This is a genomic window from Schinkia azotoformans LMG 9581, from assembly GCF_000307855.1.
GTDB classification, from domain to species: Bacteria; Bacillota; Bacilli; order Bacillales; family Bacillaceae_J; genus Schinkia; species Schinkia azotoformans.
The window spans coordinates 1-20,575 of sequence record NZ_AJLR01000005.1 but is presented as its reverse complement, the minus strand read 5'-3'; the positions used below and the strand labels follow the sequence as shown (position 1 = coordinate 20,575).

At 37.6% G+C, this 20,575-nt stretch carries 23 protein-coding genes and 1 pseudogene; 11 read left to right on the top strand and 13 right to left on the bottom strand.

The features are described 5' to 3' along the window. Positions 1-48: 48 nt before the first annotated feature. Positions 49-1,650, bottom strand: a complete 1,602-nt coding sequence (locus tag BAZO_RS00520) for an FMN-binding glutamate synthase family protein (RefSeq protein WP_004430852.1) — start codon at positions 1,648-1,650, stop codon at positions 49-51. 274 nt (positions 1,651-1,924) lie between these two features. On the opposite strand from BAZO_RS00520, the gene BAZO_RS00515 reads away from it, so the two are divergent. Both BAZO_RS00515 and BAZO_RS00510 read left to right on the top strand, forming a co-directional pair. Next, positions 1,925-2,434: an OsmC family protein gene (locus BAZO_RS00515; RefSeq protein WP_004430850.1), complete on the top strand. Its 510-nt coding sequence runs from the start codon at positions 1,925-1,927 to the stop codon at positions 2,432-2,434. Positions 2,435-2,611: 177 nt separating this feature from the next. Further along, the gene (locus BAZO_RS00510) at positions 2,612-3,040 is read left to right on the top strand and encodes a YugN family protein (protein ID WP_004430848.1); all 429 of its coding nucleotides are present in this window, start codon (positions 2,612-2,614) and stop codon (positions 3,038-3,040) included. A 246-nt stretch (positions 3,041-3,286) separates the two neighbouring features. Here BAZO_RS00510 and BAZO_RS00505 read toward each other — a convergent pair whose 3' ends face one another. Continuing rightward, positions 3,287-3,601: a thioredoxin family protein gene (locus BAZO_RS00505; RefSeq protein WP_004430846.1), complete on the bottom strand. Its 315-nt coding sequence runs from the start codon at positions 3,599-3,601 to the stop codon at positions 3,287-3,289. Positions 3,602-3,817: 216 nt separating this feature from the next. Here BAZO_RS00505 and BAZO_RS00500 point away from each other — a divergent pair, with 216 nt between their 5' ends. Further along, positions 3,818-4,588, top strand: coding sequence for a formate/nitrite transporter family protein (locus BAZO_RS00500; RefSeq protein ID WP_004430845.1), 771 nt, complete (start codon positions 3,818-3,820; stop codon positions 4,586-4,588). Positions 4,589-4,732: 144 nt separating this feature from the next. On the opposite strand, the pseudogene BAZO_RS22115 reads toward BAZO_RS00500, so the two are convergent. Continuing rightward, a pseudogene (locus tag BAZO_RS22115) lies at positions 4,733-4,859 on the bottom strand (M20/M25/M40 family metallo-hydrolase); the annotation flags it as partial. Between the two features lie 92 nt (positions 4,860-4,951). On the opposite strand from BAZO_RS22115, the gene BAZO_RS00495 reads away from it, so the two are divergent. Further along, a complete protein-coding gene (locus tag BAZO_RS00495) occupies positions 4,952-5,671 on the top strand; it encodes a class I SAM-dependent methyltransferase (RefSeq protein WP_235786678.1) in 720 nt (239 codons plus the stop codon). 58 nt (positions 5,672-5,729) lie between these two features. Here BAZO_RS00495 and BAZO_RS00490 read toward each other — a convergent pair whose 3' ends face one another. Beyond that, positions 5,730-6,059: an LSm family protein gene (locus tag BAZO_RS00490; protein WP_004430841.1), complete on the bottom strand. Its 330-nt coding sequence runs from the start codon at positions 6,057-6,059 to the stop codon at positions 5,730-5,732. Between the two features lie 282 nt (positions 6,060-6,341). On the opposite strand from BAZO_RS00490, the gene BAZO_RS00485 reads away from it, so the two are divergent. Next, entirely contained in the window at positions 6,342-6,746 is a 405-nt protein-coding gene (locus BAZO_RS00485) for a hypothetical protein (RefSeq protein ID WP_004430840.1), read from the top strand. 16 nt (positions 6,747-6,762) lie between these two features. Here the strand turns inward: BAZO_RS00485 and crcB (BAZO_RS23330) are convergent, their stop codons facing one another. The 4 genes from crcB (BAZO_RS23330) to BAZO_RS00465 all read right to left on the bottom strand — a co-directional run bounded on the left by crcB (BAZO_RS23330) (position 6,763) and on the right by BAZO_RS00465 (position 8,409). Beyond that, a complete protein-coding gene (gene crcB / locus BAZO_RS23330) occupies positions 6,763-7,122 on the bottom strand; it encodes a fluoride efflux transporter CrcB (protein WP_004430837.1) in 360 nt (119 codons plus the stop codon). Between the two features lie 3 nt (positions 7,123-7,125). Then, entirely contained in the window at positions 7,126-7,506 is a 381-nt protein-coding gene (gene crcB, locus BAZO_RS00475; RefSeq protein WP_004430836.1) for a fluoride efflux transporter CrcB, read from the bottom strand. Between the two features lie 105 nt (positions 7,507-7,611). Continuing rightward, positions 7,612-8,019, bottom strand: a complete 408-nt coding sequence (locus BAZO_RS00470) for a hypothetical protein (RefSeq protein ID WP_004430834.1) — start codon at positions 8,017-8,019, stop codon at positions 7,612-7,614. 60 nt (positions 8,020-8,079) lie between these two features. After that, positions 8,080-8,409 (bottom strand): PepSY domain-containing protein, encoded by a 330-nt coding sequence (locus BAZO_RS00465; protein ID WP_004430832.1) that lies wholly within the window; start codon positions 8,407-8,409, stop codon positions 8,080-8,082. Positions 8,410-8,617: 208 nt separating this feature from the next. Here BAZO_RS00465 and BAZO_RS00460 point away from each other — a divergent pair, with 208 nt between their 5' ends. The 3 genes from BAZO_RS00460 (at position 8,618) to BAZO_RS00450 (ending at position 10,623) form a co-directional block, all read left to right on the top strand. Then, a complete protein-coding gene (locus tag BAZO_RS00460; RefSeq protein ID WP_004430830.1) occupies positions 8,618-9,931 on the top strand; it encodes a cation:proton antiporter in 1,314 nt (437 codons plus the stop codon). Positions 9,932-10,074: 143 nt separating this feature from the next. Continuing rightward, positions 10,075-10,395 carry a YbjQ family protein gene (locus BAZO_RS00455; RefSeq protein ID WP_004430828.1) on the top strand — a complete coding sequence of 107 codons (321 nt, stop codon included), beginning with the start codon at positions 10,075-10,077 and terminating at the stop codon, positions 10,393-10,395. A 3-nt stretch (positions 10,396-10,398) separates the two neighbouring features. Further along, positions 10,399-10,623 carry a hypothetical protein gene (locus BAZO_RS00450; RefSeq protein ID WP_004430827.1) on the top strand — a complete coding sequence of 75 codons (225 nt, stop codon included), beginning with the start codon at positions 10,399-10,401 and terminating at the stop codon, positions 10,621-10,623. Between the two features lie 523 nt (positions 10,624-11,146). Here BAZO_RS00450 and BAZO_RS00445 read toward each other — a convergent pair. From BAZO_RS00445 to BAZO_RS00430, 4 genes are all read right to left on the bottom strand, one after another. Then, complete coding sequence (locus tag BAZO_RS00445) at positions 11,147-12,328, bottom strand: NupC/NupG family nucleoside CNT transporter (protein ID WP_004430826.1); 1,182 nt, start codon at positions 12,326-12,328, stop codon at positions 11,147-11,149. A gap of 99 nt (positions 12,329-12,427) precedes the next feature. Continuing rightward, positions 12,428-13,102, bottom strand: coding sequence for a deoxyribose-phosphate aldolase (deoC, locus tag BAZO_RS00440; RefSeq protein ID WP_004430825.1), 675 nt, complete (start codon positions 13,100-13,102; stop codon positions 12,428-12,430). Positions 13,103-13,122: 20 nt separating this feature from the next. After that, complete coding sequence (locus BAZO_RS00435; protein WP_004430824.1) at positions 13,123-14,424, bottom strand: pyrimidine-nucleoside phosphorylase; 1,302 nt, start codon at positions 14,422-14,424, stop codon at positions 13,123-13,125. A 243-nt stretch (positions 14,425-14,667) separates the two neighbouring features. Continuing rightward, on the bottom strand, positions 14,668-16,218 hold the full coding sequence (locus BAZO_RS00430; protein ID WP_004430823.1) for a flavin monoamine oxidase family protein: 1,551 nt from the start codon (positions 16,216-16,218) through the stop codon (positions 14,668-14,670). A gap of 213 nt (positions 16,219-16,431) precedes the next feature. Here BAZO_RS00430 and BAZO_RS00425 point away from each other — a divergent pair, with 213 nt between their 5' ends. The 3 genes from BAZO_RS00425 to BAZO_RS00415 all read left to right on the top strand — a co-directional run bounded on the left by BAZO_RS00425 (position 16,432) and on the right by BAZO_RS00415 (position 19,250). Then, entirely contained in the window at positions 16,432-18,231 is a 1,800-nt protein-coding gene (locus BAZO_RS00425; protein ID WP_004430822.1) for a spermine/spermidine synthase domain-containing protein, read from the top strand. A 151-nt stretch (positions 18,232-18,382) separates the two neighbouring features. Then, positions 18,383-18,796: an adenosylmethionine decarboxylase gene (gene speD, locus BAZO_RS00420; RefSeq protein WP_004430820.1), complete on the top strand. Its 414-nt coding sequence runs from the start codon at positions 18,383-18,385 to the stop codon at positions 18,794-18,796. Then, a complete protein-coding gene (locus tag BAZO_RS00415) occupies positions 18,786-19,250 on the top strand; it encodes a hypothetical protein (RefSeq protein ID WP_004430818.1) in 465 nt (154 codons plus the stop codon). The genes speD and BAZO_RS00415 overlap by 11 nt, the downstream gene beginning before the upstream one ends. A 70-nt stretch (positions 19,251-19,320) precedes the next feature. On the opposite strand, the gene BAZO_RS00410 is transcribed toward BAZO_RS00415, so the two are convergent. Beyond that, positions 19,321-20,313 (bottom strand): spermidine synthase, encoded by a 993-nt coding sequence (locus tag BAZO_RS00410; RefSeq protein WP_004430814.1) that lies wholly within the window; start codon positions 20,311-20,313, stop codon positions 19,321-19,323. Between the last annotated feature and the right edge of the window lie 262 nt (positions 20,314-20,575).

Here is a 20,575-nt window from a genome sequence, read left to right as displayed (position 1 = left end):
TGATTAACCTTCAAGCCAAAATCCGTTTCAACATTTTTATTTTTTTTATTATTTTGCCACTTCTTCCTTCACAATCATTTGATAGATGTCTTCAAGTGACCATGTCTTGCCTTTTTCATCTTTATAAACAACATGTTCGCTTCTGAAATGTACAGGGGAATCCAACCCTGCAGCGGCAGCCAAGCGAAACAGCCCTTCCCTCATCGCAATTACATAATTGGCTGTTCGATGCTTTTTCTCATCAATAACTAGTGCTTTTTGCAAGAAAGGGTCCGTTGTAGTAACACCAACAGGACAAGCATTGGAGTGACATTTAAGTGCTTGAATACAACCAACCGTGATCATAAACCCTCTGGCGATATTCACAAGGTCTGCTCCCATCGCAAGGGCAACAGCTACGCGGTCTGGAGAAAACAACTTCCCTGATGCGATAATTTTGACACGGTCACGAACACCATGTTGTAATAAAGCGTGATCCAATAGTGGTAATGCAGATTTAATTGGTAACCCCACGCTATCAGCTAATTCTTGATAAGTAGCACCAGTCCCGCCTTCCCCACCATCAACCGTTATAAAGTCCGGTCCTTTTCCGGTAAGTTTCATTTGTTTTGCCAACTCATCCGCTTCATGACGGCTCCCAATTACAACTTTAATTCCAACCGGCTTTCCAGTATGCTCACGTATCCTCTCAACAAAATCAAACAAAGACGGAAAATTTGTAAATTCGATGAAACGGTTTGGACTATCAATGGACTTAAATGGTTCTACCATTCGAATTTTTGCAATTTCCTCCGTCACTTTCTCAGCATCGATATGGCCCCCTCGAGTCTTAGCCCCTTGTGCTAATTTAAGCTCAAATGCCTTAATTTCGGGGATTTTGCTTTTTTCTAATAAAGCATCCCAACTAAAGTTCCCTGCTTTATCACGGACACCGAATAAACCAGGCCCAATTTGCATAATGATATCAACCCCACCTTTAAGGTGGTATTCAGATAGACCGCCTTCGCCTGTATTCATCCATGTCCCCTTCGCCATTCCCAACCCTTCCGAAAGTGCAGTAACAGCTCGTTCACCCAAAGATCCATAGCTCATCGCCGACATGCCAATCTGACCTTTTACTATAAAAGGTTGTTTTACATTTCTGCCAATCACAATGGCATCACTGTCATCCAACAAATAGGCAATCGATTCATCCTGTTCAAAATGTTCCTTTCTGCGAGTAAATAAAGGCTCCTTCACCAATAAATAGCGATTGGTTGTCACCTTCGTCTCCCGGTCCATTTTTAACTCTTCCGTTATTTTTGGGAACATTGAATTTCTAATATAATATCCAGCTTCTTCAAAATCCCGTTTGGAACCAAAGCCAATCACATCACGCTTGTACTTTGCTTTTTTGACTATGTGCTCGTATTGTTCTCGAGAAAGGGGTTTTCCTTCATTGTCATTATTAAATAAATACTGACGTAATTCCGGTCCAATCGTTTCGAGAAAGTACCGGGCACGTCCGACCACCGGGTAATTTCTGAGCACCGGGTGTTGCTTCTGTCTTTGATCGATAAAATACAAATTAATCACGGTAATAATTAAAACCAACAGTACCAATGCACAAAAAACAAAGGCAATGACAGTAAAAACATTCGCAATTTCCAACCATAGTACCCCCAGTTATAGGCATTTAATATTCAATATACTTATAGTTTCCAAATATGTGATTAATATGCCACTTTTTTACGCTTACGAATCCCATTAAATAAAAACGGAAGCAATGGTTTTTCTTTTGCTTCCTTTATATTGCGGTTATTTTATTTTAATTTTATGAATTAATTAATTATTTGGACATATATATATTTGTTGTGCTAATATTTTTATAACAGACTAAAAAGATAGGCTTTTATGATTATAAAAAAAGTGAGGGAACAATTCTATGAAAAGCGAAGAATTACGCAGTCTTCAAGCACCACTTAAGGAGAAATATCGTGTGAATCCCGGGGAGGCGATGATTACATTACGTGCCCAAGGACAAATTGGTGAGGGTGTTACGTGTCGGGTTGATACTGGAAAAGCACTTGTTGAAGCGGGACTCCACCCAGCAACAGGAGGAAATGGTTTAGCTGCTTGTTCCGGCGACATGCTACTTGAGGCACTAGTTGCTTGCGCAGGCGTTACTCTTAAAGCTGTGGCAACTGCACTCGAAATTGAATTACGCGGCGGTACAATCAGTGCAGAAGGAGATTTAGACTTCCGAGGAACGTTAGGCGTTTCTAAAGAGGCTCCAGTCGGCTTTTCATCCATTCGACTTAACTTTGATCTCGATACAGATGCTTCAGAAGAGCAAGTGACGACATTGCTGCGTTTAACAGAACGTTATTGTGTTGTAAAGCAGACCATTTCGAATCCTACTAATGTAGATGTCTTGCATAGTGTCAAAAACTGATTCATTATTATTTTACAAAAGGTAGTTTTATCACATTTAAAGACTTGCAGAGTTCTCGCAAGTCTTTTCATAATTCCTCCTTCTAGGCTTCAGTTAAACTTTTATTTTAACTAATGTATCACATCCAATATTAGGTAAATAATAATGATGGACCTATATTGAAGGAGAGAAAAATGAATGATTAAATTACAAACAAACATTGAAGGTAAAAGAGCCTATTTTGGGGCAATCAAAAATATTTTTCAATCACACGGGTGTAGTTTTTGCAGTAATTTTGATTACCATCAAGGGAAATTCGATGCTTTATTATGGCGTGAAGGTGGAGAATCTATTTATTTAAGAATGCCTATTTATGTTGTCAACGGGGAGTTGGATTATTCTAATGCATTGATCGAATTTGGTACACCTTTTGTAATTAAGCATGTCGTCAATATTGGCTTAGATTACGATGAAAACTCACTTCTTACCGCAACCACAGGGCTTAATCAATTTCAAGATCCCCTGGACACCGACGGTTATATCCGTGATAAAAGCAGATGGGCCAAGGCAGGGGAAGAAACCGTTAATATGATCATGAATTCAATTAATGGGGTTTTGGTGTCTTAATTTTTGTTTTGTACCTATATGACTAAGTCGATAATTTTTATTTGCTAAATGAAACAGCACTTTGAAGAAGATTTTTTCTTCAGGGGCTTTTCTTGTCCGAACTCACCTCGGCTTCAGACTCAATTTGCAACTTTAAGTTATTCTTTATCTGAATCAAATCCCCGTTCCCCTCAAAATAAAAGGCATACACTTATGACTTTCGGTGGATGCCTTTATTTTTTATGGATGTGATAAACAAAAGCCTATTTATTTTAATCCACTAATGAAGTTTTCGATTTCTTCTTGTGTTTTGCGGTCTTTGCTAACAAAGCGGCCCAATTCCTTCCCATTCTCAAAAGCAACAAAGCTTGGAATTCCATATATATCAAGCTGCTGGCATAGGTCGATGAATTCGTCACGATCTACGTGAACATAAACATAATCATTAAACTTTGATTCTATTTCCGGCAAGAACATATCGGCAAACCTGCAATCAGGACACCAGTCTGCTGAAAAAACAAATATATGCTTCCCTTCATTTTTAAATTGCTCAAATTCCTCCATGGATCCTAAGTTTTTCATGTAAATTCCCCCAAGTATTTTTTTTGCAATATTTATTCTATCACTTTTTATTCGGTATGGCGGCAATTTAGCCTGTAACCGGTGCAAAGTCATATCCTTGTGATTCTTCAAATTCTATAATCCTAAAACCAGACATACAATAGTACAGATGAGTACAAGTTCCCAATGACAAAATGATGAAAAAGGCTTTTTCCAAAAACGAGGTGACAGAACAACATGGCATTCAACCCTCCAGAAAAGATACTTAAAACTGCAATAGTTGCTGGTGTAAAAAAAGTAAATTTGCCACTCTCCAGTACTCTAATTCTTGGTTTTTTGGCAGGTGTCTACATATCATTCGGTTTTCTATTACATATCAGGATCACAGCAGGCCTCCCCATACATTGGGGCTCGATGCCGGATTTCATCGGGGCGGCTCTTTTCCCACTTGGTCTGATCCTTGTCCTTGTTGCAGGAGGGGAACTCCTTACGGGAAATTTCATGGCTGTTACAACCGCTAGACTTTCTGGAAAAATAACAACATGGCATATCGCCAAAAATTGGTCCATCATTACCATCAGTAACTTTATTGGCTCCATTTTCGTTGCCTATTTATTTGGTCATCATCTTGGATTAACAGAAACAGAACCCTTTATAACTAAGACCATTGCCGTCGCTGAAAGTAAACTGAATGAATCTTTCCAAATGGCGCTGATTTCCGGAATTGGTGCCAACTGGCTTGTCTGTCTTGCAGTCTGGCTTGCCTATGCAGCAAAAGACACAGCTGGTAAGATCATTGGCATCTGGTTTCCTATTATGGCATTTGTCACAATCGGCTTTCAACACGTGATTGCCAATATGTTTATCATTCCAGCGGCCATCTTCGCAGGCGCTTTTAACTGGTTCATGTATTTAGAAAATTTCATTGCTGTTTTCCTAGGGAATGCAATTGGTGGAGCACTTTTTGTTGGTAGCTTCTATTGGATGGCCTATTCAAAAAATTTATAGCTGAGTCACACCCCGAGCTATGTCGATGTATTCACGGCAAAACGTGGGGCATGACAGGTATTTATTTTTATAAAATATCCTAGTACCCGCAAACAACATAGCCTACTAATTTAGCGGCGGGTAATCAGGGATAAAGGTTAACTCTATGCTTTTTGCTCCACCGGGCGGTACCTCTTCCGCAATGCTGGTGAATGATTTTGATTGTACCTGGGATTTCATCTTTTAATTGAATAAGGCAATCAACTAGAATAAGTAGATAAGCCGTATAACCCGTACCGTTAGGTTATCCAACTTTCCTTTATATAAAAATAGGGAACCAACATTTTTTATTTTCATATTATACAAATAGCATAAATAAAGAAGGTGGTTCTCATTAGCTCTTCGACTTATTTAGATTTTTTATCTAAAATGGGTGTTGGCGGCGCTCACCCCGGTGGCCTAAATCTAACCAAAGAAATTTTTAATGGTGAGAAAATAAATAGCAATTCTCATATTTTGGACGTAGGCTGTGGAACTGGTCAAACAGCTGCCTATTTAGCTGCACATTACGGGGCAAAAGTAACGGCGATGGATATCAATCCCATTATGATAGAAAAAGCCAAAAGTAGAATGAAGCAATACCAATTGCCAGTAGAAGTTATTCAAGGCTCAATAGAAGATTTCCCTCTGAAGGATAATACATTCGACTTTATTCTTTCCGAATCCGTTCTCTCTTTCGTAAATAAGCCTAGGGCTCTTAAAGAAATATTTCGATTGTTAAAGAATGGCGGGCGCTTTATTGCAAATGAACTTACCATCAATAAACCGCTTAATCCATCGAATGAGAAGGAAATTAAGCAATTTTATGGGTTAGATTCCCTCTTGGGAGAGACGGATTGGGTTGCTTTATTTGAACAGACTGGTTTCAAAAATATAAAAGTACTTATGCAAAAAAATTCTATGTTTCAAAATGATTCAATGCCTGAGTTCCAATACTCAAAATATATTGAACCAAATCTTTATACAATTATGATTCAACATCTCAATATACTAATGAAGTATCAGGGAATTTTGGATAATAGAATTTTTTTATGTACGAAATAGCATTTAAATAAAAAAGGCTTACAGTCTCCTGTAGGCCTTTTTGTTTCGGAATTTAAATTTAGATAAAGAACGGGAAAAATGGCCCAAATCTTCTTATTCCAAAGAAAGGGAAGCCAAATAATCCAAACGGTCCATAGAAGGGGAAGAACAGCCTATTGTCGCTACTTGCACCTTCCGTGTGCATTGACATTTGGGATTGATCTGTCCGTGGCATAAGGAGATACATTTTATCATGATCATAGCTGTGAAGGATGCCCTGAAAAACAGAACCATCATTTAATTCAACTTGAATAAGTTGATATAAATGTTTTTGGCACTTGTCATGAAAATTCATATCCCTTTGTAAATAATAGGAATTATTTTGATTTTGGTAAATGTTTGATTGCATTAGATTTCCTCCTCAAATTTACTCCTTTACAAGGTATTCCCGAAGTTCCCTTTGTGTTACGGATTTTTGTCATTAAGGAGGAAAGCGAAAAATTAAGGTTTGGTTTTTATCCCACTTATGAAAACTCTTAAGTAACTCCCATACCGTTAAGGAGTCGCTGCCGAGGAGTTAGGAAGCACATTAAAGGATAGAGTTTTTGGATGATTTTATTACTATCATTCGCCGTTACGTTCATAACCAAATCAACATTAAAATAGTACAAAGGGTGGTGATAACGGTTAAATGGGTATTTTTAGTTTGATCACTGTAGCTTGGGCCTTTTTTTATTTATTAAGGTGGATTCATTTAAGAAAAAGGAAGCAAGACACAGGAGAGCAATTTATCAGATGGGGTTTGAGTGTAGACAATTGCTATTTCTATAGCCAACCTTTTATAGTCACCAATCAATGCATCACCATTATTGGATTTCAAGAGATTGATGATAATAAAAGCCCCATCTTTTATTCGGTGGTAAAAATGAGTTGGTGGGGAAAAAGAACAGTGTATGCCCATTGTCTTATCCACGGAAATTTTAAGGATACCAAGGGTTTTCAAATAACTATGGAGAATATCCCCAATGGGGAAGATTATAAAATCGAAGTTTTCAGTAGATATAGAATGGCTTTGGGCCGATTTCAGCTAAGGTAAAAATATTGATATCCAATTACAACAAACTAGTAATGGAATATCCCAGGTATGCTAAAAAGATTCCAAGGATATAACTGCTGACAATATAGAGGAAAAATTGAAAATCCCGACCATTCTTTTTTAACATAAAGAGTTCAAAGTTAAAAGTTGAAAAGGTAGTGTATGCCCCTAAAAAGCCTGTACCCACTAAAATGCGAATGGAACTTGAGATCCAATCGCTTCCTAAAAGGAGACCTATAAAAAATGAACCCGTCATGTTCACTAGAAAAGTCCCCAAAGGAAACAAAATAAAAGTTGAAAAATATTGATTAAAAAAATACCTTAATATTGCCCCGAAAAATCCCCCTAAACCTACAAGCCAAATTTGATTAACCATTCCTTACACTCCCCGTCTTTTATTTGTAGAAAGAGAGAATCCAGTGTATGCTAAGTAATATCCGCCTATTGAAGATGCCAATATATAAGTACATGCCGGGATCAGAAATCCTTCTTTAATAAATTGTATAACATCTATACTGAAGGTGGAAAAAGTAGTAAACGCTCCAATAATTCCTGTTCCAACACCAGTTACAAGCCATCCTGGTAATTCATAAACTTTAGCAATTCCCTGTAAATATCCTAATATAAAACACCCGATTAAATTTACGCAAAGCGTTCCAGCCGGATAGGAGTATCCTAGGTTAATAAACCAGATGAGAATGAAATACCTCAGTAAGGCACCGATGACGCCTCCTATACCTACCGCTAAATATATATACATGGAACACCCCGCCTTTATGTATCTGTTTTATGTTTATGCAGAGCAACAAAAAAAAGAATCAGATCTGTACTCTGATTCTTCTCTATGCTTTAAATTGCCATTGTCTTAATCTTTATCATTTTTTTCATTTTTATCATCGTTATCATTGTTATACCATTCTTCTTCCCATTCGTCGGATTCATGCTCTGAGCACCAGCGATAACCTCGTTTGTAAAAGGTTTTAATATAGTTATTCAAATAGATATGTCTTATCTTTGTTTGATACGGTGTCAATGCTCCAACTTGGGAATAGACGTAAATTAAATCACTGTAATCATTATAAATCCTACGATAAATTTGCTCCAGTTGCTTTCGTTGTGCCCAAGTCAGTTTCACTTTTTTTGTACAATCCATTTCTGGATCATTCAATTCGTTATCGGTTTGGTTAGTAGCTACAGCATTAGCCCTTGTGACGACTGGTGTGTAGTCAAAAGCCCCAAAAAGGAGCCCAGAAATCATCAATACTTTTAACATTCTTAGAGAACCTTCTTTAACGTAGATTTTTAGGATATGAACGCTATTGAATAAATTTTTTTAGTCATCATAGCGTTCATCGTCATCATCGTCGTCATCCCTATCCCCTTTATTGCCCTCTCTCTCCACTTCTAACACTTTACCAGTAGATTTATCTATCTCCACTTCATACTTTCCATCCTTTGCTTGGATGATGATCTCATATTTGCTCTTTCCATCATCATCCTGCAAGTAGGCATTGAGAATTTCTCCTTTTACCTGTCCCAAAGCAATTTGTTTTGCCTTCTCCATACTTATTCCCTTAGATTCGGCCTCTTGGGCATTGACAGATAACAGGTTAAAACTAAACAGGGTTAAAAGCAAAATAACAGTGGTGACTCTCTTCAACATTTTCATTCCTCCCTTTTATTTTTAGTTTGTTACATTTCATCAAAAATTATTTATAAAAATTCAACTCATTTTTTTAATCCTTTAACAAAGTTAGATTTTCTTAAAGTATAAAAAATTATTCTTTTCCATGTTCTTTACCCAAGCTATTTATGTAGCATGTCATAGTTTAACATTAGAAACAAAAATAAAACAAAGGAGTGAAAAACTGGTGTTTAGTTTAACAAGTGCAGAAATTAGTCATTTTTTGTTAGCGATGGGATGTTTGTTAGCAACCGCACATTTATTAGGATTTCTTGCAGAACGAATATTCATACCACGTGTAATTGGTGAAGTAGCGGCCGGTTTAGTACTAGGTCCGACCTTATTAGGGCACTTCTTCCCAGATGCATTTCAGTGGTTATTTCTAGGATTTCCAACTGAGGATAAATTGTTTGGACTGCTTTACCAATTTGGTTTGCTCATGCTAATGTTTACCTCTGGTCTGAAGTTCCAAACCCAATTTAATAAAGAAGATATTAAGTTAACTTCCGGGTTAGTAATAGGAGCCACTATTCCCGCTTTCATTGTAGGTTGGTTTGCCGCGGATCTTTTTAATATAGCTCCCTTTATCGGTTCGGCAAATAATCCCTTAGCAATGAAGATTGTAATCGCAATATCTATCGCTATAACCTCTATCCCTGTCATTTCCAAAATATTTAATGACCTTGGCATTATGCATACCCGATTCGCTAAAATTGTTGTTGCATGTGCTGGAATTCATGACATCTTTCTCTGGGTTGCCTTAGGTTTTGCGACAACCCTTGCCAGTCAGAGTGGAGTATTCACAGTCAGTACAGCCATGTCAAGTCTCGGAACATCCATTGCCTTTATAGTGGGTACCTTTCTCCTAGGGTATTTCCTGTTTAAACGCTTAACCATTACTAAACAAAATCTACTATTTAGATCTTCGAATTTGGGTTACTTCCTGTTTATTATGTTTATTCTTGCTTCCATCGCAGGTAATCTTCATGTTGAAACGATTTTTGGTGCCCTATTGGCGGGTATTGTTGCTAAAGTTGCTTTACCGAAAACACTCTCAGAACGGGTCGAACAAGGAGTATCTAATATTTCATTTTCTTGGTTCATCCCTATTTATTTTGCGACAGTAGGGCTGCAATTAGACCTAGTAAGACATTTTAGCCTACTATTTTTCATAGGCTATTTATTATTTGCAACACTAACACAAACTTTGGCTGTTTATATCACATCCCGTATTATGAAACAAGACCGTTTCACAAGTTTAAATTTAGGAGTTGCTATTAATGACCGTGGCGGCCCCGGAATCGTTCTTTCCTCCGTTGCCTATACCGCTGGGATCATCAACCAAGAATTTTTCGCCATCCTTGTTATGCTGGCCCTAGTAACTTCTTGGATTCCCGGTACATGGCTCCGAATTGTAGTGAACAAAGGCTGGAGACTTATGCCTGGTGATGAAAATTTGGTTCTAAAATATACGAATGAAGAGGATAAGAAATGGGTGTAAATTTTAAAAGCTACACTATAACGAGATGTAAGATTTCTCCTTAAAGTGTAGCCTTTTTGAAAGGAAAAAATAATAATACTTATCCCCCAATCGAAGTAGAATAAGGATGTAGTAATCATTTAGTTAAGGGGGCTAATCTTTATATGATTATAGTAACAACAGAAAAGATTGCGAATTATAAAGTTACAGAAGTGTTAGGTCCAGTTTTTGGTTTAACGGTAAGGGCGAGAGGGATTGGTAAAGATATCTTGGCTTCCCTAAAGGGAATTGTAGGCGGGGAAATAAACCAGTATACAGAGATGCTTGAAGATGCGAGAAAACAAGCAATCGACAGGATGGTGAAAAATGCAACAGCAATGGGGGCAAATGCTATTATTATGATGCGCTTTGATTCTGGTGAAATTGGTCAGAATATGAGTGAAATTGTTGCATATGGAACAGCTGTGATTGTGGAAAAGGAATAACCAATGAAATGGATTTTAGGATTTTACGGTATCCAACTTCTCATTCTGCTTCTTCTAATCATCGGGTCTTGGCTTATATGGGACCGCCGTTTCAAAGCAAAACATGGTCAACAAGTACCTAAAGGCTTCGTTAGAACAAATGAAGTATCTATTGATCCAACTACAAACAAAAAATTAGTCGTTTATTTCAATCGAGAAACCGGTGAGCGTTTTTATAAAGAGGAATAAGTATGCGACCATTCATGGTGCATCTCAATCTACATTAGAATAGAATACAGCTTTCTCCCCGTACAGAGTATCTCATCGCAACGGTCTATAGGCAATCAAAATAGAAGTAAAGGACAATCTCACGAAGCATGGAGGTTGTCCTTATTGTTTATCTGTTAAGCTTATTTACTTATAGTACGGTTCTCTGCACTAATCATACCAGCAATTAATCGTTAAACTTGTTTATCCGTCATACCTGTCATCTGTCTGATTTCTTTATTTGTTAAATTCCGCTCTTTTTAAAATTTACCCTCATTATATTAAAGTATCCATAATCGTTTTAAATCCCTTTTTTAGTGGAGAGGCAATAAATATTAACTCAATATTGTTTCCTACTTCACGGTAAATTCTTGATACACCTAAGTTTGATCTGTTTACTAGTTTAAGTCTATCTAGTAAATCCATTAAATAATCAACTCGGTTTCATTACCTTTCATTTATGCCTCTGAAAATTAGTGAATTATGGCTTTCAAATCTCAACCATCTATAAAACAATACTTACAATGACAGCTGATAGCACACTTACTAATGTTGCACCATATAAAAGTTTTAAACCAAACTTAGCCACTACATTTCCCTTTTTCTCATTTAGACTTTTTACGGCACCACTGATTATGCCAATTGAAGAGAAGTTAGCAAAAGAAACAAGGAAAACAGAGATGATCCCTAATGTACGCGGGCTAAATGTTTGTGCCAGTTTTGCCAAATCCATCATCGCGACAAATTCATTGGTTACAAGCTTTGTGGCCATAATGCCTCCTGCCTTGACCGCCTCTGAAAAAGGAATACCCATAATAAAAGCAAAAGGCGCAAAGATATAACCCAGGATTTCTTGAAATGAAATACCGAAAATTAATTCAAATAAATTATTTATTGCAGCCATTAAAGCAACAAAACCGATTAACATGGCACCGACAATCACCGCTACTTTAAAACCATCAAGGATATATTCCCCTAGCATTTCAAAGAATGATTGGTCTTCAGCATCCTGTATTTCCAGAATATCCTCCTCCGGATTAACAGTATACGGATTAATAATGGAGGCGACGATAAATCCACCAAATAAGTTTAAGACAAGTGCCGTTACTACATATCTTGGCTCAATCATTGTCATATAGGCACCGACAATCGACATCGATACCGTTGACATGGCCGATGCACAAAGAGTATATAAGCGATTAGCCGGTAAAAGGCCAAGCTGCTTTTTTACTGTAATAAACACTTCGGATTGACCAATCATGGCCGATGCCACTGCATTGTAAGATTCCAATTTCCCCATACCATTTATTTTGCTAAGTAATAAACCAATTGCTTTCATAATAAACGGCAGGATTTTTAGGTATTGGAGAATTCCAATCAGGACGGAAATAAATACAATCGGCAGCAGGACATTAATGAAGAATGGAGATTCCCCTTTATTAGCTAGACCACCAAACACGAAGGATACCCCGGCGCCTGCGTATTCCAGTAATTTTACAAAAACCCCAGCAAAAACTTTAATTAATTCCAGACCTAACGCTGTATTTAATAATAAAGCAGATAATATTATCTGAATAACAACCATAAGAATAATTGGTTTTATTTTGATGGTTTTTCGATTATTGCTTGCCAAATAAGCCATTCCAAACACAACAAGCAACCCGATGACCGCAATGATGTATTTCATCGTTTGTCCTCCAGATGGTGTAAAAATTCGTAGTTGATTAGTCACTTCCATCAATTCAAAAAAATTAATTCGTTACAAGAACCAGTCTATTACCGTTAGTTAATAAGAAGAAGATGAAGTTTCACCGTTTACAATCTCCACGCCTGAACTTGCGCCAATGCGATTAGCACCTGCTTTGATCACGGCTTCTGCATCTTCCAAATTTCTAACACCGCCAGAAGCCTTAACACCAATTCCAGGACCGACTGTTTTTCTCATGAGAGCAACATCTTCAATAGTTGCTCCGCCAGTGGAAAAGCCAGTAGATGTTTTGACAAAGTCCGTTCCGGCTTTAACCGCTAATTCACAAGCTTTCTCTTTTTCTTCATCTGTCAATAGACAGGTTTCAATAATCACCTTCGTCAACGCTTTCCCTTTCGCCGCGTCGACTACCGCTTTAATATCTGTTTCCACTAAATCGTACTGACGGTCCTTTAATGCCCCGATATTAATAACCATATCTACTTCATTTGCACCATTTTCAATCGCATTTTTTGTTTCAAATGCTTTTACTTCCGGCGTTGTTGCACCAAGTGGAAAGCCAATAACGGTACAGACCTTTACTTCCGGTGTGTTATGAAGAAATTCAGCTGCTGTTTCCACCCATGTAGGATTAATACAAACGGAAGCAAATTGATATTGTTTTGCTTCCTCAAGCAGCTTCATCACCTCAGCTTTTGTCGCATTGGCCTTTAATAATGTATGATCAATCAATCCCGCTAAATTTTTTGTCATGTTTTTCATCCCTTTTTCGATTATTGAATTTCTGTATAAATCAGTGTCGGTTTTACTACCTTTTTATCAGAAAGTTGGTATGCGGAGTAAATTTTCTCGATAACTTCTTGAACGTTTTCATTATTGCTATGAATCGTTACTAAAGCCTCACCAGCTTGAACATAATCTCCTACTTTTTTATGAAGCACAACACCTACCGCTAGATCAATAACAGACTCTTTCGTTGCCCGTCCTGCACCCAGCATCATGGCTGCCAGCCCAACTATTTCAGCCGTAATTTCAGAAACATAACCAGTTTGTTTAGCAGGAACAGCGATTGTATAGGAAGCCGTTGGAAGTTTAGATGGCTCATCTACAACCAATGCATCTCCACCCTGTGCAGCAAGAAACGTTTTAAAACTTTCTAATGCCTTTCCGTTTCGAATAGATTCCTCCAGCATTTCGCGTGCTTGCTTATAGTCAGTTGCCTTTTCGGCTAATACAACCATATGACTGCCAAGTGTCAAACATAGTTCATATAAATCTTCAGGTCCTTGGCCTTGCAGCGTATCGATCGCTTCTTTCACCTCAAGGGCATTTCCGACGGCAAATCCAAGCGGCTGGCTCATATCTGAAATAATCGCCTTTGTTTTCCTGCCGACACCATTACCAATATCAACCATTGTCTTAGCTAATTCCTTTGCATCCTCAAGACTCTTCATAAATGCCCCGCTGCCAGTTTTGACGTCAAGAACAATGGCATCAGCCCCCGCAGCAATTTTCTTACTCATAATGGAACTTGCAATAAGAGGAATGGAATCCACCGTTGCCGTAACGTCTCTTAATGCATACAATTTTTTATCAGCAGGTGTTAAGTTGCCGCTTTGGCCAATCACAGCGACTTTATTCTTATTCACTAAATCAATAAATTCTTCATTCGTAATTTCTACATGAAAACCTTTAATAGATTCCAACTTATCAATTGTACCGCCAGTATGTCCAAGACCTCTTCCTGACATTTTGGCAACCGGAACACCAACTGAAGCAACAAGCGGTGCTAACACAAGTGTAGTCGTATCACCAACCCCGCCGGTACTGTGTTTATCTACTTTTATTCCTTCAATTCCGGAAAGATCAATTTGATCACCGGATTGAACCATTGCTTCTGTTAAGTGAACACGCTCTTCCTTTGTCATGCCTTTGAAAAATACAGCCATAGAAAAAGCCGACATTTGATAGTCTGGAATCTCTCCATTCGTAAATCCATTTATCAAAAATTGTATTTCTTCTTTCGTTAATTCAAAACCATCACGTTTCTTTTCAATTAAGTCAACCATTCTCATATGACTTCCTCCTAAACTGATGAATATACCTAATTCTTATCTGGCATAGATCCATATCAAAAGCATTTTTATTCCTAATTAAAAAATCTTAAGGACACTCCTTAAGATTCAACAGATGAAAAGGATTTATTCGTAATAATAAAGATCAACATAACAGTAGTTACCTACTGAACAAATTATGTTGATATAATACTTCTTGGGATATGACTAAGAGAGACAGATCCTAGCCTGTCTCTCTTTATTTTACTTTACTTTTAAATCCTCCAGTACCTCTTGTGATGCCCTCTCTCCAGTTTCAACTGCTCCATTTAAATATCCTTGGAAAGCTACTGATGTGTGCTCACCTGCAAAGAAGATGTTACCTTCACGTTCTCCCGCAATTCCAGCAAATTTCGTATATTGACCAACTTTGAAATATGAATAGGACCCTCTTGACCACTGGTTACTTAACCAGTGGTCAACTGTAGATAATCCTTTCCAGTATTTTTCGCTTCCTGGCAAAACAGGTTTTAGCTGCCCGAAAAAGGATTCTGTGATCTCTTCTGTTAAAGCATTTATATTGGCAGCCGTTCCTGCCCCCGTATAGTTAACAAGAATGCCCGACTTACCTTTTTGAGCACGAGAAACCTCCCAAGTATTCTGATACCCGGTATCCGAAAATGTTCCACCATTGGTTCCAAGCTTTCTCCAGAACCGATTTGAAAATTGTGCATGAAGTTTCGTATTTACTCCCACTCCAATCTCCTCAATGGCCGTTACCTTTAAGGAACTAAATCCTGCATCCTCGTAATCAATCAATCTTAATATTCTAAAGGGAATAGTTAAGACAACCTTTTCCGCAAAAACTTCCCACCTGCTTTCACTGTTTCGAAAGACGAGTCTTATTTCACCTAGACTATTTTGTTCAATCTTCATCAACTCTGCATTAAATTTAATTTGTCCATCCAGCTCCTTAGCTAATAACTCTGGAAGTAGGTCATTTCCACCCCTTATATGGAATTGTTCATCTGAATCTCCAAATATATTCAAGGAGCCTTTTGGGGAAAAACCTAACAAATAGAGTAGATTTAATGCACTTTGCTGATCGGCATCTGCTCCATATTCAATTGTATAGGCTAGTACCAATAATTGACCAAACTTTGAATGGATGCCACCAGGCACAATTTCATTTATATAATCAACGATAGACATATGATCAAGCTCAAAGCCGCGCTCTGTAAAACTATTATAAAGTGTAGTTTCTCCCACTTCTTCAAGATCCTTTTGTAGTTGAGGATAAACTCCTAAAAAGTCCTTTGTTGCTTCTTCTAAAGTGTATGAGGATCCCTTAAGATAGTAACGCGGTTCTGTTCCTTTTGTCTCAGCCTCAATTAAATTATCTAATTTTAAATTAAACTCTTCAGCAAGATTTCGAATCTCCATGTGACCAGTATTGATCAATTCTCCGCCACGCTCGACAATTTGATTTTCTTTGAAAGCACCCCTTCTTGTCCAACACCGCCCCCCAACCCGATCCGTCGCCTCGTAAATAGTAGATAAAATCCCCGCCTGCTTTAGACGATATGCACAAGTAAGACCTGCTAAGCCCGCTCCCACAATAATAATTCTTGGAGCATTTTTCATTTCTCTTTTTAGATTAGAATATTGTCCTTCTTCCATGTTTGGATAGACAGGGCTTTTTGAAATATTTCTATCAGGTTGAATCCTTTTTTCGTTCCTTTTTTGTTTCTCCATTTCCATATGTGCCGCTGCAAAAGCTCTCTGCACCATACTAGCCAATGGCGTATGTGCCAAATAAAATCCTCCCCTTTATTTACTATTGAAAAATAGAAAAATGTTTTATTGGCAATATATGCTTGGCTACATTAAATTGAAATAGTTCATGTTAATTAACTTTAAATATATGATGAGAATTCCCCTATTATTGTTTCATGTGAAACATCATTCACGAAACTGTTCGCTTCTTCATATAATTACAATAAGTTACTTACTAGAGGTGATATAATATTGAGTAATAATAACAATCAGGATTCCTTCCGTGGTGATATTTACGATTTGATTGAACTTCAACAATTATTAGCTGGTCCTCACAAAATCATTTTTAAGGGTGCAAGTCCATATCAGAATGTGCTTTTGATAGAAACAATGAATATACGTTTATACCAGAATAATGAACTTAAATGGAATTCAATGGATGAAAGAATTTTTCATGAGGCTTTAGTACATCCATCCATGCTTTTATCGGAACGGCACGATCGTATCCTAATCATCGGCGATGAAAGTGGATTAGCATTACGAGAAGTCCTTAAATATCCAAGTGTTAACCATGTCAATCTAGTGGCACTATCCCCCGAAATCCTTTTAGCCGCTAAAAATACTCCAGAAATTATTGAGCTTAACGAAGGTTCCTTCTCTGATAAACGTGTTCAAATCTCAGATACCAATATAGATGATGTTCTTATGACAGAGAAGCAGAAATTTGATGTTATTATCGCCATTCTGCCAGAAGAAGAGAGCCTTTTTTTTACCCAGGAATTCTTTCTCCAACTGTCCAACCAGCTTACTGACAGCGGGCTAATGGTTTGTACGTCCTCATCTCCGAAAGATGCCTCTTTGGAATACTGGAGTATTTCAAAAACATTAGAAAGCGTGCCATTATACAATCTCAACTACCACGTCCATGTTCCCTGGTTTGGTGATTGCGGATTTCACCTGGCTGGAAAGAAACCCTTAAGATGGAGTGAAGAGAAAAAAATTGATGTGCCGAACCGTTCCCTTCCTAATAATCTAATGCCATGGTTTATATTTTCGGAACAGGTCATGTCATTCAAGAATAAAGCCATTGTTATTGTCAACTCCTTAGATTCCCTTTCATTACGCAAATTATCTTCCTCAAGTGAAGCCTCTACCACTCCAGCAGAGCAAGAGGCTGATGTCGATCCGGAAGAACTGAAAGAGCTTCATCATCTTCTCTCCAATCCTCACCGTATTTTATACGAAGGAATAGAGGGGGATCATGTATTAGTTTTGGAAACAACTGATGTTCGTCTTTATCTAGATAAGCAACTACAGTTCAGTTCATTAGATGAGGAATTCTATCACGAGGCTCTTGTTCATCCTGCATTATCCATAAGCCAAAAACGGGACAGCATCCTTATTGTAGGCGGCGGTGATGGGTTGGCTATTAGAGAAGTCCTAAAATACCCTGATGTAAAGCATATAGACTTAGTAGATCTTGATCCATTAATGCTCGACATGGCTAGTAATATTTCTGCAGTTGTTTCCCTTAATAAAAGCGCCCTACACGATAAGCGGGTATTCATTCATCAGCAGGATATTCAAGTATTCCAACGAAACCAAAAGGACCAATATGATGTCATTATAGTAGACTTACCTGACCCAGGCGATGAAGTCTTAAGCCGCTTGTATACTGTGGAATTTTTTAAGGAATTATTAAATCTTCTAACGGAAGACGGTATTCTTGTTTGCCAATCTCATTCACCAGAATATGCTCCATTAGTATACTGGAGTATCGGGCTTACACTTATGGAGACAGGAATGCATGTCCAAAGCTACCATATAAACGTTCCTTCCTTCGGAGATTGGGGATTTCATTTGGCAGCAAAAAAACCTTTGGCCGTAGATGATATAAAATTAACTATCCCGAATACCACAACACTCCCTGAAGACCTTTCAACCTTGTTTGTCTTTTCTCCTATGTTACAGTCGGTTTTAATGGAAGCACAGATAAATAGTTTGTCTGATTTAAAATTACATGAAATTTATCGGCAAGAATTTAGTCAGTAATAGGGACTTAAAAATGTGTTCTTTTTAATAAAGAACGCATTTTTCCTTTTATATAAGTCCATTTTCTAATAACCTAGGGCAACCATACAAGTTATTTTTCTAATATTACATACCATAGTTTAAAAGGTAAACGGAAGGGAATGATGGAATTTTGGTCAAAGAAGGAAAGCATATTATTATTGATGGATTCGAGTGCGATTCTTCACTTTTGGATAATATCACATATTTAGAGAAATTGTGTAAACAAGCAGCTCTAGACGCAGGCATGGAAATTTTATATTCTTACTTCCACCAATTTGAACCTCAAGGCGTAACAGGAGTACTAGTTTTATCGACTTCACATTTGTCCGTTCATACATGGCCTGAAGAGGGATATGCTTCCTTAGATTTTTATACATGCGGAAAGCAAGATCTTGATCGCGAAGTGGAATTTCTCTTAAAAGGATTGTCTTCAAAAAAAGCAATGGTGTACTCCATTTTACGCGGAGTTTCATATCCTCAGCTAATTAAACATTTAGAATACCCTGAACAAATGATTTATCAAGGCGAAGTCTATGAGAACTAAAAATGTAAAACCCTATACTTATGGATCCTTGTATAAACAAGATCATCCTGACGATGGAATTCTCCCTATTATAGCTGGAAACCTTGTTAATTTTAATATAGCTGGCCCTTACCAAAATACTAGACCTAATGTCGCTACAAACAGAATTACAGTTTTTAAATCAGGTGTATATCATATAACAGCAAATGTATCTGTTATCTTAGAGGAAGAACAATTTGCTGAATTCACTATCAACTTAAGTTCGAATAAATCTGAACCACATCCACTTGTTGGATCCATTTTTGACGTAAATGGCATCAGTATTATTACAGGAACAACTGTTCAATCATTTTTGAACGCTGGTGATGAAGTGGGGATTTATATTGCTAAAGCCTTTGCTCCTGGAGACAAACCATTAAAATACAACAGGGCCGCACTAACTTTATTTTTACTCGATGAATTTCTAAAAAATTAGCCAAGCAAGCATTGACTTCATCAAAGCTTGCTTGGCCTGTTTTTTTTACTTTTTTATTAGCAAACTGGCATTAATCATCCCAGCAATCATCTACAATTTCTGCAAGTACTAGGTTATGATCCGTTTGAATTTTATTGTTTGACCTGCTTTTAATATAGTTATAGGGAAAATGAAACATATCCTGAACTCTCTCCTTAGATAGGAAACGTGTAGGAATAGAAGGGGTGATATCGTCAGGCAATAATGGACGATTTGCCGCCATACAAAATCCATAATCGTCTTCATATTCCGCAATGACATCAAAATGATAAGGCAAAACATGAAAACCTGCATTCACTAAGGTAGCTTGCACACACCAAAGGTACTCTGGTATCCAGGCTAGTGAGGGACAAGAGATAGTAATCACGCCACCTGGTTCCAATCTTTCTTTTAAAAGCCTAAAGAATTCCCGACTGAAAAGCCTGCATAGTTCTGGACATTCCTCGCTCGGCTCCGGAATATCTATGAAAATGGCATCCCATTTCCCTTGAGTATCTTCAATAAATTTTCGTCCATCTTCGATAACTGTTCGTACTTTTGGGTGGTTTAATGCACCTTTATTAAATTTGACGAGAGGTTCTAAATTTTTACCAAAATCCATCATAATGGAGTCTATATCTAGTGTCGTGATCTCCTTCACTTCAGGATACTTAAGAGCTTCTCTTGTTGTAATGCCACCACCACCACCAATTATAAGAATGTTCTCCCGTTTAACAGTGACTGCCATCGGCAAATGAATTAATGCTTCAGCATATATTTCATCGTCCTCTGTTGTTCCAAACATTACATCTCCATTCGCATATACAAGCGTTTGCCCTTGATTGTCAACCAAGGCGATTCGTTGGGTCGGTGTTTTAACACGTTTGATAATACGATAATCTCCATCAGGCTCCTCATCTTCTGATACATAATCTCGAATAGAACCACTACCCAAAAAGCGCCAATAGAGCCAGACTAGAACTTCAACGAGAAGGACAAGAGCCGCACCTGTGACAATCCAACCAAATTGATTTAAGCCAATCATTTTTTCCCTCCTTCTTCCAACATATAAATATGTTATGTATTGAAAGAAGGAGTGACTGAGGCAATTTAAAAGAAATTTTTCACTAATCATTATTTGCCCTGTGACGGGAAATTCGCCTAAAATATCATTAGAAATCGCCTTTTTAGAAACCTCATTTACTTATGATAAGGTTCACCCCACCTATTTAACCAGCAGTTTATTACAAAAATATATAATATGGAAACTAATAAAAAAACAGTGCCTGTGGTCAAGCCCCCATTAA

What these genes read in the sequence shown, in the direction of transcription:
- BAZO_RS00490 (WP_004430841.1), bottom strand. Translation starts at nt 6,059, where the DNA reads ATGCAATCAAACATTTACCAAAATCAAAATAATTCCTATTATTTACAA.
- BAZO_RS00435 (WP_004430824.1), bottom strand. Translation starts at nt 14,424, where the DNA reads ATGAGAATGGTTGACTTAATTGAAAAGAAACGTGATGGTTTTGAATTA.
- BAZO_RS00505 (WP_004430846.1), bottom strand. Translation starts at nt 3,601, where the DNA reads ATGAAAAACTTAGGATCCATGGAGGAATTTGAGCAATTTAAAAATGAA.
- deoC (WP_004430825.1), bottom strand. Translation starts at nt 13,102, where the DNA reads ATGACAAAAAATTTAGCGGGATTGATTGATCATACATTATTAAAGGCC.
- BAZO_RS00455 (WP_004430828.1), top strand. Translation starts at nt 10,075, where the DNA reads ATGATTATAGTAACAACAGAAAAGATTGCGAATTATAAAGTTACAGAA.
- BAZO_RS00470 (WP_004430834.1), bottom strand. Translation starts at nt 8,019, where the DNA reads ATGTTAAAAGTATTGATGATTTCTGGGCTCCTTTTTGGGGCTTTTGAC.
- BAZO_RS00485 (WP_004430840.1), top strand. Translation starts at nt 6,342, where the DNA reads ATGGGTATTTTTAGTTTGATCACTGTAGCTTGGGCCTTTTTTTATTTA.
- BAZO_RS00465 (WP_004430832.1), bottom strand. Translation starts at nt 8,409, where the DNA reads ATGTTGAAGAGAGTCACCACTGTTATTTTGCTTTTAACCCTGTTTAGT.
- BAZO_RS00415 (WP_004430818.1), top strand. Translation starts at nt 18,786, where the DNA reads ATGAGAACTAAAAATGTAAAACCCTATACTTATGGATCCTTGTATAAA.
- BAZO_RS00510 (WP_004430848.1), top strand. Translation starts at nt 2,612, where the DNA reads ATGATTAAATTACAAACAAACATTGAAGGTAAAAGAGCCTATTTTGGG.
- BAZO_RS00450 (WP_004430827.1), top strand. Translation starts at nt 10,399, where the DNA reads ATGAAATGGATTTTAGGATTTTACGGTATCCAACTTCTCATTCTGCTT.
- crcB (WP_004430837.1), bottom strand. Translation starts at nt 7,122, where the DNA reads ATGGTTAATCAAATTTGGCTTGTAGGTTTAGGGGGATTTTTCGGGGCA.
- BAZO_RS00500 (WP_004430845.1), top strand. Translation starts at nt 3,818, where the DNA reads ATGGCATTCAACCCTCCAGAAAAGATACTTAAAACTGCAATAGTTGCT.
- crcB (WP_004430836.1), bottom strand. Translation starts at nt 7,506, where the DNA reads ATGTATATATATTTAGCGGTAGGTATAGGAGGCGTCATCGGTGCCTTA.
- BAZO_RS00445 (WP_004430826.1), bottom strand. Translation starts at nt 12,328, where the DNA reads ATGAAATACATCATTGCGGTCATCGGGTTGCTTGTTGTGTTTGGAATG.
- BAZO_RS00410 (WP_004430814.1), bottom strand. Translation starts at nt 20,313, where the DNA reads ATGATTGGCTTAAATCAATTTGGTTGGATTGTCACAGGTGCGGCTCTT.
- BAZO_RS00515 (WP_004430850.1), top strand. Translation starts at nt 1,925, where the DNA reads ATGAAAAGCGAAGAATTACGCAGTCTTCAAGCACCACTTAAGGAGAAA.